12 protein-coding genes are annotated in these 15,707 nt (G+C 56.1%); 11 read left to right on the top strand and 1 reads right to left on the bottom strand.

All coding sequences use genetic code 11. The annotated features are described in order from the left end of the window. Positions 1 to 185: 185 nt before the first annotated feature. From SBL51_RS08855 to SBL51_RS08835, 5 genes are all read left to right on the top strand, one after another. Entirely contained in the window at positions 186 to 584 is a 399-nt protein-coding gene (locus SBL51_RS08855; RefSeq protein WP_317930542.1) for a Zn-ribbon domain-containing OB-fold protein, read from the top strand. Then, positions 577 to 1,737, top strand: coding sequence for an acetyl-CoA acetyltransferase (locus SBL51_RS08850; RefSeq protein ID WP_317930541.1), 1,161 nt, complete (start codon positions 577 to 579; stop codon positions 1,735 to 1,737). The genes SBL51_RS08855 and SBL51_RS08850 overlap by 8 nt, the downstream gene beginning before the upstream one ends. 107 nt (positions 1,738 to 1,844) lie before the next feature. Beyond that, on the top strand, positions 1,845 to 2,324 hold the full coding sequence (locus SBL51_RS08845; protein WP_317930540.1) for a MarR family winged helix-turn-helix transcriptional regulator: 480 nt from the start codon (positions 1,845 to 1,847) through the stop codon (positions 2,322 to 2,324). Between the two features lie 112 nt (positions 2,325 to 2,436). Then, positions 2,437 to 4,806, top strand: a complete 2,370-nt coding sequence (locus SBL51_RS08840; protein WP_317930539.1) for a TonB-dependent receptor — start codon at positions 2,437 to 2,439, stop codon at positions 4,804 to 4,806. A 172-nt stretch (positions 4,807 to 4,978) separates the two neighbouring features. Beyond that, complete coding sequence (locus SBL51_RS08835; RefSeq protein WP_317930538.1) at positions 4,979 to 6,277, top strand: MFS transporter; 1,299 nt, start codon at positions 4,979 to 4,981, stop codon at positions 6,275 to 6,277. A 169-nt stretch (positions 6,278 to 6,446) separates the two neighbouring features. Here the strand turns inward: SBL51_RS08835 and SBL51_RS08830 are convergent, their stop codons facing one another. Continuing rightward, positions 6,447 to 7,361, bottom strand: a complete 915-nt coding sequence (locus SBL51_RS08830; protein ID WP_317930537.1) for a dienelactone hydrolase family protein — start codon at positions 7,359 to 7,361, stop codon at positions 6,447 to 6,449. A gap of 203 nt (positions 7,362 to 7,564) precedes the next feature. Between SBL51_RS08830 and SBL51_RS08825 the strand changes: the two genes are divergently transcribed. From SBL51_RS08825 to SBL51_RS08800, 6 genes are all read left to right on the top strand, one after another. Further along, positions 7,565 to 7,987 (top strand): PaaI family thioesterase, encoded by a 423-nt coding sequence (locus SBL51_RS08825; protein ID WP_317930536.1) that lies wholly within the window; start codon positions 7,565 to 7,567, stop codon positions 7,985 to 7,987. A gap of 33 nt (positions 7,988 to 8,020) precedes the next feature. Further along, a complete protein-coding gene (locus tag SBL51_RS08820) occupies positions 8,021 to 8,461 on the top strand; it encodes a PaaI family thioesterase (RefSeq protein ID WP_317930535.1) in 441 nt (146 codons plus the stop codon). Positions 8,462 to 8,697: 236 nt separating this feature from the next. After that, positions 8,698 to 10,281, top strand: coding sequence for an EAL domain-containing protein (locus SBL51_RS08815; protein ID WP_317930534.1), 1,584 nt, complete (start codon positions 8,698 to 8,700; stop codon positions 10,279 to 10,281). A gap of 165 nt (positions 10,282 to 10,446) precedes the next feature. After that, on the top strand, positions 10,447 to 10,878 hold the full coding sequence (locus SBL51_RS08810; protein ID WP_317930533.1) for a DUF3237 family protein: 432 nt from the start codon (positions 10,447 to 10,449) through the stop codon (positions 10,876 to 10,878). Between the two features lie 52 nt (positions 10,879 to 10,930). Continuing rightward, positions 10,931 to 12,556, top strand: a complete 1,626-nt coding sequence (locus SBL51_RS08805) for a CocE/NonD family hydrolase (protein WP_317930532.1) — start codon at positions 10,931 to 10,933, stop codon at positions 12,554 to 12,556. Between the two features lie 552 nt (positions 12,557 to 13,108). Then, positions 13,109 to 15,226, top strand: a complete 2,118-nt coding sequence (locus SBL51_RS08800) for a TonB-dependent receptor (RefSeq protein ID WP_317930531.1) — start codon at positions 13,109 to 13,111, stop codon at positions 15,224 to 15,226. Positions 15,227 to 15,707: the final 481 nt, after the last annotated feature.

Here is a 15,707-nt window from a genome sequence, read left to right as displayed (position 1 = left end):
AATTGCCAGCCCGGTTCACTTAAGGCGTCTATTTCGGGTGGTGAGCGCGACAGCCATGCTGTTTTTGGCAAAACTGTCGGCCACTTTACTGAGCGTAGCGCCGTGTATTGGGTAGCGCGCGGTTGTTCCACTCAGTGTACGGTTACCCACCCGGTGGGCATGATAATTAATGCGGTATGACGAGAATGAGCGGCGAAAATCTAACCTCTAATCTCGGCCCCGATCAACGCTTTCGCCAGTTTCTACAGGCTGGAGAATTTTGTTTGCAGCAGTGTGATCAGTGCCAACGATATCTGTATCACCCGCGTTTGCTCTGCCCCCACTGCGGCTCGGCGCAGCTTCAGTGGCGGCCGGTGTCGGGCGAAGGTGTGGTTTACTCCACCAGTGTAGTGCGCTCGCCCAAGGGGGATTACAACATCGCCTTAATCGACTTGGCCGAAGGCCCACGCCTGCTCAGCCGCGTCGTTGGTATGGCGCCGGAGGCGGTGACTATTGGTTTACCGGTGCAGGCGCTTATTGGCCGGTTGGCGGAGGCGGAGCCACTGGTGCTGTTTCAGGCGGCGGGGGCGAGCGGCCATGACTAACTGCCTGCGTGGACGCACCGCCGTTGCTGGCGTGGGCCTCACTCAATTTGGTGATCTACCTGGCCGCTCGGCGATTGAGAACTGCGCCGAGGCGGTGTTTCACGCTTTGGCAGATGCCGGCATTCACAAGAATGAGGTGGATGCCCTGTTTACCTCCAACTTCCCCGATACCTTCGCCGCCTTGCATTTGGCGGAATATTTGGGGCTGCAGCCGAATGTGCTCGACGACAGCAACATCGGCGGTGCGGTTTACGTGGCGCAGTTGCAGCACGCCGCAGCGGCCATCCATGCGGGGCTCTGCCAGGTGGCGGTGATTGCCATGGGCAGCAATACCCGCAGCAAGCTCAAGCAACAGGGAATTATCGACGGCCCGCGCGAGGCCTTCCCCTATGAGGATGAGTACCACCCCAAGGCACCGGTCAACGCCTACGCATTGGCGGCTGCGCGGCATATGCATGAATTTGGTACTACGCGTCGGCATCTGGCTGAGGTGGCGGTAGCGGCACGCCGGTGGGCGCAGTTAAATCCAAGGGCCATGCGCCGGGAACCACTCAGCATTGAACAGGTGTTAGCGGCCCCGATGGTATGCGACCCACTCTCAGCGCTTGACTGTTGCCTCATTGCCGACGCCGGCGCGGCGGTGGTGTTGGTGTCGGCGGAGCGCGCTCGGGATTTAAAACAGAAGCCTGTTTATCTACTGGGTGTGGGGGTGGCTACCACGCACGCTGGAATTCACCAGATGCCCGATTTAACCGTCACCGCTGCTGTTCAGTCCGGCGCCCGCGCCTATGCGATGGCCGGCGTTGCGGCCAAGGATGTCGATGTGGTTTGCCTCTACGATGCCTTCACCATTAACACGTTGTTGTTTCTGGAAGACCTGGGTTTTTGCGGCAAAGGTGAAGCTGGTGATTTTGTCAGCGCTGGCAATATCGCCCCCGGTGGCGGTTTACCGGTTAATACCAACGGCGGCGGTCTTAGCTGCGTGCACCCCGGCATGTACGGTTTGATGCTGATAGTGGAAGCCGTAGAACAGTTGCGCGGTAGTGCCGGTGAACGCCAGGTGGCGAGTGCCGAAATTGCCCTATGCAATGGTAACGGCGGGCATCTGTCAAGCCAGGCCACGGCGATCTTTGCCACTGCCGCTGCCCTCTAGGTGAATGACCGTTAAGCAAAAAAGCTGAGCAGATAATTGCTGGACATAAACCAATAACTCGCAGAGACTGGCGTGGTTATTTTTATTTGCCAAGGCAGGAAGTATCGATGCCAAAAGACACGACTAGTATCTCTGTAACGAAAGTTAACAAAAATAGTAATCAGGACGAAGTCATCAACCGCAATACACTGGAAGATAAATTGGGTTTTCGTATTCGCATGGCGGAGCGGGCCATTTATAAATCGTTTGTGCAGCAGGTGGGTATGACCCCCGTACAATACAGTGTGTTTACCTTGGTCGCCGACAACGAAGGGATGTCGCAAGGGGTTATCGGCGAGGCACTCAATCTTGATCGCGCATCGACCATGGCGATTATGGATAAGTTGGAGAGCAGTGGGCTGGTAGAGCGTCGCAAGTCACCGATAGATCGGCGTCGCTACGCGCTCTACCTTACCGCAAAGGGCAGGCAGGAAATTGTCACCACAGAGGCCAAAGTAAAAGCCACCGATGAGCAATTTAAACAGCGTTTAAGCGATAAGCAGTTGCAGGAGCTGATTCGTTGTTTGTCGTTAATTCGGCAGGATTAATTGTTTTAACGAGACTTGTTGATCAGGAGGGGTAGTTAACGGCGCTGGACTGGCGGTTTTTCTGTATGTATTACCTACAAACAAATAATAATAACAGCAGGAGATACTTAGTATGAGAAGTTCAAAAGCGATTAGCGGTAGCCAATGGAAGCACGCCGCCAAATCAAATAAGCCTCGGTTGCAACAGACTCTTCTGGTTAAAGTTATCGCGGCCAACCTGGCGTTGGCAGCATTGGCCAGCGCCAATGTGCTGGCCGAAGGCAAGAGCGTCGCACTGGAAGAGATTGTGGTAACGGTGCGCAAAGTTCAGGAAAACCTGCAAGACACTCCGGTAGCAGTTTCGGCTTTTTCCGAAGCTGCGATGGAACGCCGCATGCTGGTGACCACCGAAGACCTCAGCCGAGTAACTCCCAACCTGCAATTTAAAAGTTACAGCCCGCTCTCGGGCAACAGCTCTGCCGCGCAAGTGTTTATTCGTGGGATTGGCCAGTCGGATGCCTCCGGTGGTGTCGACCCCGGAGTCGGTTTGTATATCGATGGTGTTTATATGGGCCGTTCGGTGGGTGGGGTGATGGATTTTCGCGATATCGCCAATGTTCAAATTTTGCGCGGCCCCCAGGGCACGCTGTTTGGCCGCAACACCATCGGTGGTGCGGTAATTCTTACCACACAAAAACCGGGTGATGAGTTCAGCGGCAAAGTAAAGGTGGGCGTGGGCGATGAAGGTTTATTCGAAACTTTTGCCGCGCTGGACCTGCCAATTACCGATACTGTGGCGGCGCGTCTGAGTATCGGTGCACGGCAGCGCGACGGTTACGTTGAGCGGATTTACGATGGCCTCGATTTAGGCAATGAAGATAGCTACACCGTTAATGGTTCGCTATTTTGGAATGCGACCGATGAAATAACCGTAGCCCTGCGCGCAGACTACACCGAAGAGGATGAGAATGGTTCGCCGTTTGTGTTTGCCGCCATTAATGAAAATGCCGCTTTTCCCGCATACCAGAGTGTAACGGCGGGCTGCCCCGGGGCGACCTTCCCGCCACCTTCAGTACCGAGTGGCGTGGTTGATCAACGCTGTGCCAATAATGCCACCTGGGATTTAGGTGAATACACCAACGGCGGCAATACCAAAGCCGAAAGTAATACCGAGAACCAAGGTTTCTCCGTGACTGTTGATTGGCAGGCCAATGAAGCGCTTGCGTTGAAATATATCGGTGCGGATCGCAAGTTGGATTGGTTTGGCTCGCGCGATGCCGACAACACCTACCTGACGATTCTCAGCACCCAGTACGACAGTACTGCAGATCAAACCAGCCATGAAATTCAAGCCACCTATCAAGTGGCGTCGCTCAATGCGGTGGCGGGAATCTTTAGCTTTGATGAAGATATTCGCGATTTCTTGCTAGTGCCTTTTGGCCCGCCTGGAGTGCCCGCCGGTATAGTGCCGGTCGATTACCAATTGGCCAACTTGGAAAACGAGAGCATCGCCTACTACACCAACTGGACGTTTGATCTGAGCGAAACCTGGAGCCTGAGCGCCGGTGCCCGTTACACCGAAGAAGATAAATCCATGCGCTTAATTGCCACTTCCGCCGGGGTGGTGCCCCTGCCGGTGCCGGAAACCTTGAGCTTCGATACCCCTGCGCCGCCTTATAACGTACCCGTGGGGCCGCACAAGCAAAATTTTGATGCGACAACTTTCTCGTTGAGCACGCAGTATCGCTTTAATGAAAACCTGATGACTTATTTGAGCTGGTCGGAAGGCTTTAAAAGCGGTGGCTTTAACCAGCGCTACAATGCGCCCCCTCCCGGTGGCGATCCGGTCGGGTTTGACTCCGAAGAGGCTACCACCTACGAGTTGGGCATTAAGGCGGATGTCGGTGATAACCTGCGCGTCAACGCCGCGTTGTTTAAAACCGACTATGAAAATATGCAGCTCACCTACCGTGTGGGTATTGTGCCAATTCTCTTCAACGCCGGTGAGTCGTCAATTTCCGGTGCAGAGGTAGAGTTCACCTATGCCCCAGGTGAAGCTCTGATAATAGAAGGTAGCCTCGGTTATTTGGATGACGAGATTGATAGTGTTTCAGAAATACCCGGTGCCGAAGCAACACTTGGCCCCGAGAGCGACCTACCTTTCACGCCGGAAATTAGTGCCAGTTTGGGAGCATCCTACAGTGTTTATTTCAGTGGTTTTGAACTGACGCCGAGATTGGATCTGGCCTATACCAGTAGCCAATATTTTGATGCTGCCAACACCGAAGAGGTGGCGCAAACAGACGGCGAAACGGTGACTAACCTCTCCTTCCGTTTTGCTGATGCTGCCGATAGCTGGAGCTTGGTTGCCGGCGTGGAGAATCTCACTGACGAGACCTACGCAATTGCCGGTAACTCCAGCTTAAGTACGGGTAGTGGTTACGCCGAGGTGATTTATAGCCGGCCGAGAAGCTACTATTTATCGGTCAGTTATAATTTTTAAATCTGTTGTGTTAACGATCGGCCCGCAGTTTTTTGCTGCGGGCACGATTATTTAGTGCGTTGATGTTGTTGCTGTAACAAGCCTTAGGCAAGGTGGGTGATGCTATGGTATCGTCCAAGCCTGCCTGCCGATAGATCGTTTTTGAAAAAATAATAAGAGATAAAACAGAATTATGGACAGTGCCAATCCCTGTGAGGTTATTGCTCAATCCACCATGAGCCGACTGCAAATTGTGGTGGTGATTTTAGGTATTGGCTTAACCGCACTGGATGGTTTTGATGTTTTGGCGATCAGCTTTGCCGCCCCGGGTATTGCTGCCAATTGGGGGATAGATCGCGCTGCTCTTGGGATCGTATTGTCCATGGAGCTGGTCGGTATGGCGATTGGTTCGGTGTTGTTGGGTAACCTGGCCGATCGCATTGGTCGCAAACCGATTATTGTGGCCTGTTTGGTGTTGATGGCTTCCGGGATGTTGCTGGCCGCTGCTGCCAGCAATGTGATTAACCTCTCTTTGGTGCGTCTGTTTACCGGCCTAGGTATTGGCGGTATGTTGGCGGCCACCAATGCTATGGTGGCGGAGTTTTCCAATAAGCAGTGGCGCAATATGGTGGTCGCCTGGATGGCGGCGGGCTACCCGCTGGGTGCCATTTTTGGTGGTTCTGTGGTCTCTGTTCTGTTGGTCTACTTTGAATGGCGGGCGGTATTCCTATTTGGTGCGCTGTTGACGTTAACATTTTTGCCGCTGGTTTGGTTTTTTCTGCCGGAGTCTATCGAGTACCTTAGCCATCGTCGGCCCCCAAATGCACTGGCACGAATTAATTTGGTTTTCAAAAAAATGGGTAGAGGCGTAATCCATTCGCTGCCCGAAGCGGTTGTGCAACATAAAGTGGGCATTCGTGAACTATTGTCGCCGGAGTTGAGGCGCATCACCTTGGTGTTAACCGCAGCCTACTTTACGCACATTATGACTTTCTATTTTATCTTGAAGTGGATTCCCAAAATTGTGGTGGATATGGGCTATGCGCCAGCCACCGCTGGCGGCGTGCTGGTGTGGGCCAATATTGGTGGTGTAATTGGTTCACTGCTGCTCAGTTTTCTTACCCATAAATTTGATATCCGCCATCTTGTCTTGGGGACTCTGGTTTTTGCCGCGGTCATGGTAGTGGTGTTTGGGATGGTGCCGGGTAATTTACAGGAGCTTACTTTCTACGCGGCGCTGGCCGGCTTCTTTACCAATGCGGCGGTGGTTGGCTTGTATGCGATTTTCGCACAATCTTTTCCGGCGCGGGTGCGAGCGGGCGGTACCGGTTTAGTCATTGGCGCCGGCCGTGGAGGTGCTGCCTTAGGGCCGATCGTCGCTGGTTTTCTATTTGCGGCGGGTCACTCGCTGGGGACGGTCGCGTTATTGATGGCATTGGGTTCCCTGCTGGCGGCTGGCGCTTTAATGCTGCTGCCCAGAAGCACGGGTTAAATTTTCCCACCGGTTGCCTTTCTGTTATAGCAATTCCCTGGTTTGCATTGTCGCTCTGTTGACGGAGATTTCCGGCAGTGGCCAATGACAATGCCATCGCCGCCGGCTTTAGCGCGCCGGCAATCCCGAAGTTAACCGTTTTGGGGGATTGCCGGGGATGCGCTTGGGATCAGGCCAGCTTGGCTTTAAAAAACTCCAGTGTTCTTCGCCAGGCCAGCTCGGCTTCAGGCTCGGAGTAGCGGCTGGTGGAGTCGTTGTGGAAGCCGTGGTAAACCCCGTCGTAGGTATAGGCGATATAGTCGGCGCCGTTGGCTTTTAAGGCTTTTTCGTAGCCCGGCCAGGTCTCATTGACGCGTCTATCGAGGCCGCCAAACTGCAGCATAAGCGGCCCGCGCACATTTTTGCGAAGTGGTTCGGCGGCGGGGGTGCCGTAGAAGGGGACGGCGGCGTCGAGCTCATTGGGGATGGTGGCGGCCAGCATATTGACGATGTAGCCACCAAAGCAGAAGCCGACCGCACCCAGCTTGCCGTTGCTCAGCGAGTGCTCCTTTAAAAACAGGGCGGCGGCGATGAAGTCTTCCTCCAATACTTTCCGATTCATCATCGCCTGCAGGGCACGGCCGTCGTCGTCATTGCCGGGGTAGCCACCCAGTGGGTAGAGGCCATCCGGGGCGAAGGCGACAAACCCCTGCTTTGCCAGGCGTCGGGCCACATCCTTGATATAGGGGTTGAGGCCGCGGTTCTCGTGCACCACCAACACCACTGGTGCTTTACCACTTAGGTTGGCCGGCTGCACAAAATAGCCCTGGCCTTCACTACTGCCTTGCGGAGAGCTGAATTTCAGATAGGTGGCTTTGATCTGGGGGTCGTTAAAAGAGACCTGTTCGGCCAGGGCGTAGTTGGGCAACAGGGCGCCGGTGAGGGTGGTGAGGCTAAAACCGAGCGCCGCCAGGCCGGTTAGGCGGGTGAGAAAGGTGCGCCGGTCGATCAGGCCGTGGGCGTATTCGTCGTACCAGTCAAAGGCCTCCTGGGGAATAGGGCGTTGGTTGGATGCGGGTGGCTGGGACTCTACCTCGGTGGACATGGCTGTTCTCCATTGTTGTGCCTGCAGCAGGTGCTAAATATGGGTGGTGACAGAGTATGGACTACGCGTGCGGCCATGAGTTGCCGGACGACCGTCAGTGGACTTGCTCGATGGTAATCTCCACTTGCCCAAAGGCCGCGATGCAGGCAAGGTTAGCGTTTTTCCCAATGTAGTTGCAGTCCCGCAGTTAGGAGCAGTCCCACATGGCCAAGGAAATTCCCGCCGGTTACGAGCCGATTGATTTCGATATCCCCTTTTTTCAGCTGATTGGTCCGGTCTACCACAAGGTAGGTGCCGAGGTGTTGCACTTGGGTATGTTGATAGAGAAACAGCACTGCAACTCCCTGGCTACGGTGCACGGCGGTCTGCTGGCCACCCTTGCTGACGTCGCCGCAGTGCGCGCGCTGGTGCAGCATCTGGGCGACGATAAACGTGCCTTTACCATCAGCCTGCACCTGGACTATATCGGCACCGCCTACGAGGGCGACTGGCTGGAAGCTCATGTGCAAATTAAAAAGGGTCAGGGCAGTGTTGGCTTTGCCACTTGCGAGATTAAAGAGGGCGAGCGGCTCATCATGATGGCCAGCGGCTCCTTTAAATTTATCACCCCGCGTGCCACCGATTGATAGTAGGCGTAGCCAATTAGGGTGAATAGTCCGGTGAGTTTAGGTGACGAGCCAGCGAGGGTGCCTCCTGGTTTTGAACTCTTTGATACGTCAAAGATGCCCTTTATGGAGCTGCTGGGGCCTTTCTATCGCAAGCGGGGAACTGCGGTAATTCAGTTGGGCCTTTGGCTTGAGGCGCGTCATTGCGATGAAAATGGCCTGGTGCACGATGGTGTGTTGGCCACCCTGGCCGATGTGGCTCTGGGGCGCTCCCTGGTGGAGAGCCGGAACTGCCAACAGAGTGTGGTGACGGTCAGTCTCAATTTGGAACGGGTGGCGGAGTTGACCGCCAACCACTGGGTGGAGGCGCTGGTCTCTATCAAGCAGGGCGAGGGTGAGATTGGCCATTGCCAGTGTGAGGTGCGCTCGGATGAACAGCTACTCATGGTGGTCAACGGCACCTTTAAATACATAAACCAACGATATTACCCTTGATGGTTTGCTGCTCATCATCTGTGAGACTGGCATCATGGCGTACAAAGCATTACTCTAACCCACTCGTTTGCCGGCCCATAATTAAATTAATAGTCGGCAGCAACAGGAACGGATTCTGCGGCCGACGGCGTGCGCCAAGGCCCATCAGTCAGATTGCCAATTTGCCTGTTAGAGATCTATAGGGGCCGATAAATTGCATTACCAGACTGTGCAATGGAAGGAAGTTTGAGAACGGTATGCCTGTTCATCCCACCAGAATCTATTCAATCTATGCCTCAACCGGCGTTTTTCTTATCGCTCTGCTCTGTTTGGGGCTGGCGGCCAACCTATCTTTACGTTCGGAGAATAGCGGTTACTCCGAGGATCTGATGCAGCGCTTTCAACAGGCGGCCCATGAGCCCGAGGCGAAAATCGGCCAACTGGAGCAGAATGGCGATCACAGCTGTTCCACCGCCAACATCACCGCCCTGCGTCGGGCGCTGTTCGACAGCCAATATCTGTTGGATCTCGGCCTGATCCAAAACAATCAACTCTTCTGTAGCGCCAGCGTCGGTGAACTTGCGCAACCCGTGGCCTTGGGGCCGCCCGATTTTGTCGGCCCCAAGGGGTCGAGTATCTGGTCGAAACCACACTACATGCTGCAACTGTTTGATGACCGCGAAGTGGCGGTGGTGTTGGTGGGGGGCGACTCGGTGGTGGCGGTGGTCGACCCGGCCCGACTCGATATTACCGATCCGCAACGGGTGACTTGGGAGCTCTATTTTGATAACCGTGGTCAGACCTTTCATCTGGCCGGCGAGCCCGGCCTGGTGGGGCTGGTGGAGAGTGTCTCTAAATACTACGGCGGTATGGCAATCAGTTGCAGTGGCGAGGTGGAGTACTACTGCCTGGCGGTAAAAACCTCGCTGCGCGAGTTTGTGCGGCGCAACGTTCTGGTGCTCGCCTTCGCCCTGTTGCTCTGCCTGCTGGCGGCGGCGGGGGCCGGTACCATCGTTAATTTAGCTCTGCAAACACGCCGTTCTGATCGTTTCCGTATAAAACAGGGGTTGCGCCAGGGCAAGTTCTACTGGCTCTACCAACCGGTGGTGGAGTTAAGCAGTGGCCAGATTGTTGGTTGCGAAGCACTGGCCCGGTTTGAGGATTCCCAGGGGGCGCTGACGCCGGATGTTTTTATTCCGCTACTGCGTAGTGAGGGGCTCACCTGGCAGTTTTCGGAGGCGATGTTTAGCCGGGTGATTGCCGAGCTGGAGGCCCAGCCTGATCTGCCGGCGGGCTTTACGGTGGCCTTTAATATTTTCCCCGGCGACTTGGAGGCCGGCCATGGCGCGGCACTGGTCGCCAACGCCGCCCTGCAGAACAACCGCTTCAGTATCGGCCTGGAGATTATTGAGAATGAGTACATCGATGGCCAGTCGGCGCGCGACCAGTTGCAGGCATTGGTGGATGCTGGTTACTACCTCTCCATTGACGATTTCGGCACCGGCTACTCCAATCTGAAAAACCTGAAACACATTAATTTCCAGCAGTTGAAAATCGACCGCAGCTTTGTTCAAGACATCACTACCGAGGGGCTGAAGACCTCGATGATCTCCACCATTATGGATATCGTCGGCAAGCTGGGGGTGTGCGCCGTGGCGGAGGGGGTAGAGACCGAAGCCCAGAAACTGATTGTTGCCAAAGCCGGAGCACACTACGGCCAGGGGTGGCACTTTGGCCGGCCCATGTCTGCCGACAGTCTCAATCAGCGTTTGGCCAAACAGGGACAGGCGCCGCGGCTGCAGCCAGAGGCGTGCATTGCTTCTAACCCTGAATTCGAATAGTTGGTTACTATAGCGCCTCCCCGGCATCGGCCTTTTGCCTTGGTGCGGGGCTGTTATTTGGTTGATCGCCGCACCAAGGCCGCAGGCCAAAACTGGGGTATTGCCGGCGATCCTGACAGCACAGCGATTGTCCATTTTAAAAATAATCATAATAAGGAGCGACACGTGGCCGTTGCACAACCACCACAATTGACGGAACTGTTTTCTTTAATGGTCACCTGCGAGGCACCGCTGCCGCTCGGTAAAATCCGCGGTGGCGACGCTATGATGATCGCCATCACCGGCGGTGAAATCAGCGGCCCTCGGTTGCAGGGTGAGGTTCTGCCCGGTGGCACCGATTGGGCGGTGCGCCTGAGCGATGGCCACTTTGTGGTTGATGCCCGCTACGCCATCAAAGCCGCCGACGGCACCATCATTCAGGTGTTCAATGGCGCCAGCCAGATGCTCGATCCCGCCTCGTTGCGGATGATCACCCAACCCCGTTTTATTGCGCCCGAAGGCCCCCACGAGTGGCTCAACCACTCGGTCTATGTCGCGACTCTGGAGCCGGATCTGAATACCGGCAATGTCTCTATCGTCGTCTACGAAGCTCATTAACCCCATTTACCTCTTTTAACCCGATTGTCCTACCCGACTAAGCGAGGTTCCCTTGGCACTGCTACGGTGGATTCTGGGCCGGCTTTTGCGCCTGCCGGCAAAGCAACCCGGTAAGTTATTGATCGATAAAGGGCTATCGGTGCCCATGCGCGACGGCGTTAGCTTGCTGGCCGATTACTACCACCTGGCAGGCGATGAGCCGGGGCCGGTGGTGATTATGCGCAGCCCCTACGGCCGGGAGGCGCTGTTTGGCCTGATGGCGGCGCTGCTGGCCGAGCGCGGCCTGCCGGTGCTGTTGCAGAGCGTGCGTGGAACCGCCGGCTCCGGCGGTGAGTTAAACCCCATGCACCAGGAGCGCGACGACGGCGCCGATACCCTGGCCTGGCTGCACGCCCAGCCCTGGTGTTCCGGGCAGGTGTTTGCCTTTGGCGCCAGCTACCTGGGCAACGCCGGTTGGGCCATGGCCAGCGGCCGGCCGGATCTGCTCAGCGGCCTGGTGTTGCAGGTGACTCTGAGTAACTTCAAAGATGAGATTCTCGGCGGTGGCGGCTTCACTCAGGCCGGCACCTTGGGCTGGACGCAGATTGAGATGGCCATGACCGAGCCCGGTGCCAAAATGGAGCGGCCCAAAGCGGGAAGTTTGGACGACGCCCATGGCCACCTGCCTTTGGGCAGTATGGATAAGATCGCTTTTGGTCGGCCTGCCCCCTGGTGGCAACAGTGGCTGGAGCACGCCGAGCCCAGCGACCCCTGGTGGGCGGCTATGAACTACAGCGACGCCATCGGCCAGCTGCAGGCACCGGTGGCACTGGTGGCCGGCTGGCAGGATGTCTTTCTGCCCTACCAGATTCGCGATTTTCAGGCCGCCCAGGCGGCCGGCAAGCGCGCCTGGCTGACCATTGGCCCCTGGGCCCACTTCACCCCGGGCGGCATGATTGAGGGGTTGCGCCAGGCGGCAGGGTTATTCGGCAATTGCCGTCGCGGAGCGGAGCCCTTCGCCGGCCGTGCGCCGGTACGCGCCTATCTGCAGGTGGCCAAACAGTGGCTGGAGCTACCCAGCTGGCCGCCGCCGGGGGTGCAAACCAACACTCTCTATCTACACGCCGATGGCAGGCTGAGTGAGACGCCGCCCGCCAGTGACGAAGGCGCGCGCGGCTATACCTATGATCCGGCCGACCCCACGCCGGCGCTGCACGGGCCCATGGTGATGGGCAGCAGTAAAAAACCGGTGATGACCGCCCTCGAGCAACGCGCCGATGTGCTCAGCTACAGCGCCGAGGCCGTAAGCGATGATCTCGACCTGCTGGGCGCGGTCAGCGTGCAGCTGGCGGTGCACAGCGACCGCGCCGATACCGACTTTTTTGTCTGCCTGTGTGATGTCGATCGGCGTGGGGTGGCGGTGCACATTTGCGATGGCTACCGCCGTCTGCGGCCGGGGCAACCACCGGCCAATAGTGCGGGCGTGCGCCTGGTGACCATCGACTGTTGGCCCACCGCCTATCGCCTGCGCCGGGGCCACCGCCTGCGTTTGCTGGTGGCCAGCGGCGCTCACCCACGTTACGCCCGCAACCTGGGTACCGGTGCCCCCTTGGCGGAGGCCGTCGAAATGGTCACTGCCCAACAGCAGGTGTTACATCAACCGGAACTGCCTTGCTATGTGCAGATTTCGGTGCGTTAGCCAAGGGCCGGCAGCTAGTCGGCCTGATTGATACGTTAACCCGGAGCGCGTCGCTGGCACCGCGCACTGCGCAACGGTGGTTGCTCACTAGCTGGCGGCTGATCTGCCCAGTTGTCGCTCCCCTTCAACCTCTGCCATGGAAACCAAGATGACCAACGAATCATCAACTGCCATCAACGGCCCAATGACCTGATTGCCAATACCCGGGCGACGGAGCTTCCAACCAGCGCTAACGCGCCATGGTAAAGGCTGAATGACAGTTGTGAAGGTGTTCAATATATAAAATGGTGCTGCTGGGCAGGTCATCGCCCCGGCACGCAAATAACTTTCTTATCACGGTTATGCAGGGAGGCGAGAGGGGTTTATAATCGGCCCGGTTCGAGATTCAGACTCTCGCCCTATTACAACTAAAAAAATACCAATAATTCTCTCAGTCAATAATTCTTAAGCAGGTTCACAATAATGAATAACAACAACTCTTGCGGGCGCTCGTTAAGGCAGCCAGCCCCAGCTGCACGTCTCCCTTTGTGTTTATTGCTGGCCGGTATGGGTATGGCCAGCTCGGCTATGGCCCAGCAGTCGACCGCAGCCGCCGGTGTTTTGGAAGAGGTAACCGTTACCGCCCAGCGCCGTTCGGAAAAGGCGCTGGACGTGCCCATCGCCATTACCGCCATCGGCTCCGAGCAGCTGGGCAAAGGCGATGTGCAGCAACTGAGCGACATCATGAAACTGACTCCGGGGCTGCGCTTTGACTACACCGGTAATTATGCCCAGCCCACTATTCGCGGCGTGGGTACTGCCGTGGTGGTAGCTGGTGGCAGCTCCAACGTCGGTATTTACGCCGATGGTTTCTACACACCCAGCCCATTGATGGCCGATGTTGAGCTGCTCAATATTGAGAGTGTACAGGTGTTGAAAGGGCCCCAGGGCACCCTGTTTGGCCGCAACTCCACCGGCGGTGCCATTCTGCTCACCACCACCGCCCCCAGCAGCGAGTTTGGCGGCCAGGTGGAGGCGAGCTACGGCAACTACAACACTTCGAAAGTGGCGCTGTACATGACCGGTGGTCCGTCGGATGACTTGGCCTTTGACGTGGCCGGTTCGTTCCGAGCCAGCGATGGTTACGTCGACAACATTATTACCGGCAGCGACACCGACGCCGAGTATGAGAACTCCTCGGTGCGTTTAGGTGCCAAGTGGCAGGTGAGCGATAACTTTTCCGCCCTGTTCCGCTACGGTTACGCCCGTATGGACGACAACACCTACCTGGCCGCCGGCGGTTACAGCCGCGATGGCGTGGCCTACTCAACAGCCGCCGTTTATGGTTCAACAGTGGCGACCGATGCCAATGAGGTCTCCAATGGCTTCCTGCCGCAATTCGACGCCGAAGGCACCACCGCCCAGTTGACCTTAACCGCCGATTTCGACGCCTTCACGCTCACCTCCTACACCCAGGTGCGCGAGGAGGAGGGCACCCACTACGAAGATTTCGATGCCTCCGCGCTGCCAATCTTCCACTTTATTTTCGACAGCTTCGAAGATGTCTTCACCCAGGAGTTTCTGCTCTCTTCCAACGATAGCGGGCCATTGCAGTGGACCACCGGGCTGTTCTATTTCGAGAACACCTCGGCCATTAAAAACAACCGTGGTTCGGTTGCCGGCGGCCCGTTTGTGCGCAGCGGTGGTTCCAGTGTCGACGTCTCCTCCGTGGCCGTGTTTGGCGATGCCACCTACGCGTTGGCCGACAACCTCTTCCTGACCTTGGGCCTGCGCTACAGCCGTGATTCCATCGACCACGGTTACTTCCTGGAGCCGACGGTCAATGGACTGGAAGCGGTTTCGGCGCCGGATGTCGACGACGACAACCTGGCACCGCGCTTGGCGTTGCGCTACGCGGTTTCGGATAACGCCTCGCTCTACGCCTCCTACACCGAGGGTTTTAAATCGGGCATTTTAAACGTGGGTGGCGGCACCCTGGATAATATCGAGGTTGAGCCGGAGGAGATCAAAGCCTACGAGGTGGGTTATAAATTTGGTTCCGGTTCGCTGGCGTTTGATCTATCGGCTTACTACTACGACTACTCCAATCTGCAGGTGGCCAGTTTTGTGGCGGACACCAGTGTGATTCGCAACGCCGCCGACTCCACCGTCTACGGGGCTGAAGGTGCGGTGCGCTACGCGATCGATGAGCATTGGGAAGTTAATTTGTCGGCCAACTATCTGAAGGCGGAGTACGACCAGTTTGATCAATCCCAGGTGTGGGCACAGTGTCTTGATTTTGTTGCCTGTGGCCCGGCCTTTGGTGTCTTTCTGCCGTCGTTTACCGATGCCTCCGGCTTTGAGATGCAGCGTTCGCCAGAGTGGACTGCCAATCTGGGTGTGGCTTATCAAACCCAGGTTGATTGGGGTTACCTCAACTTCTCCGGCAACCTCTACTACACTTCGGACTTCTTTTTCGATGCGGCGGAATCCTACCCTCAGGACTCCTACCAGCTGTTGAGCCTGCGGGCTGAGTGGAGCGATCCATCTGACCAGTTCACCGTGGCAGTTTACGGTGACAACCTCACTGATGAAGAGTACCGCAACCAGGTGCTGCCGCAATTTTATGGCCCGCTCACTACCTGGGGTGCACCGCGAACGTTTGGTGTCTCTGTGGGTTATACTTTTTAACGGTTAGCGCCTGGGTTTGAGAAGAGCCCAACCCGCAAAGAAGCCAGCACTCGTTAGGGTGCTGGCTTTTTTTATTTTAGGCTGCTTGCTGCCTGTGATTCGCTAAAAAAAATGACTGCTTACTCGCCATGGATGAACAAAATTATCTGCCTGGCAGACATTTTTTTAATCAGGTTGTTTGTAAATATTTTTTTACCAGAGTGATTTCGTGATGGCGTTAATTATTGTCATCTTCTTTTTTGGGCTAACGCTAACAGCATTGGTTTTTAACAGATCCTAACTGGTTTTATCTTTTTTACGACTGCATATCGACTGGCATCTGGTTTATTAAATAGGTAATCGAGGTTGTGGCATGCGTAAATTGTGGCGAAAAGTTTAAAACGTAAACTGCGGAATAGACTGTTCATTTTGCCAGTTTGTAAAAATTCGTCGCGCTATTCACCAGCCACTCAATTGCATCCTGTTAGTCTGCGCTCGCTCA

The organism is Halioxenophilus sp. WMMB6, from assembly GCF_033283405.1.
Lineage (GTDB): Bacteria > Pseudomonadota > Gammaproteobacteria > Pseudomonadales > Cellvibrionaceae > Halioxenophilus.
The sequence above is the reverse complement of the archived record's forward strand: the minus strand, read 5'-3'. Positions and strand labels throughout refer to the sequence as shown.

Excerpts from the sequence above, each read along its gene's own strand:
- SBL51_RS08815 (WP_317930534.1), top strand. The coding sequence starts at position 8,698 with ATGCCTGTTCATCCCACCAGAATCTATTCAATCTATGCCTCAACCGGC.
- SBL51_RS08855 (WP_317930542.1), top strand. The coding sequence starts at position 186 with ATGAGCGGCGAAAATCTAACCTCTAATCTCGGCCCCGATCAACGCTTT.
- SBL51_RS08840 (WP_317930539.1), top strand. The coding sequence starts at position 2,437 with ATGAGAAGTTCAAAAGCGATTAGCGGTAGCCAATGGAAGCACGCCGCC.
- SBL51_RS08835 (WP_317930538.1), top strand. The coding sequence starts at position 4,979 with ATGGACAGTGCCAATCCCTGTGAGGTTATTGCTCAATCCACCATGAGC.
- SBL51_RS08830 (WP_317930537.1), bottom strand. The coding sequence starts at position 7,361 with ATGTCCACCGAGGTAGAGTCCCAGCCACCCGCATCCAACCAACGCCCT.
- SBL51_RS08850 (WP_317930541.1), top strand. The coding sequence starts at position 577 with ATGACTAACTGCCTGCGTGGACGCACCGCCGTTGCTGGCGTGGGCCTC.
- SBL51_RS08800 (WP_317930531.1), top strand. The coding sequence starts at position 13,109 with ATGGCCAGCTCGGCTATGGCCCAGCAGTCGACCGCAGCCGCCGGTGTT.
- SBL51_RS08825 (WP_317930536.1), top strand. The coding sequence starts at position 7,565 with ATGGCCAAGGAAATTCCCGCCGGTTACGAGCCGATTGATTTCGATATC.
- SBL51_RS08845 (WP_317930540.1), top strand. The coding sequence starts at position 1,845 with ATGCCAAAAGACACGACTAGTATCTCTGTAACGAAAGTTAACAAAAAT.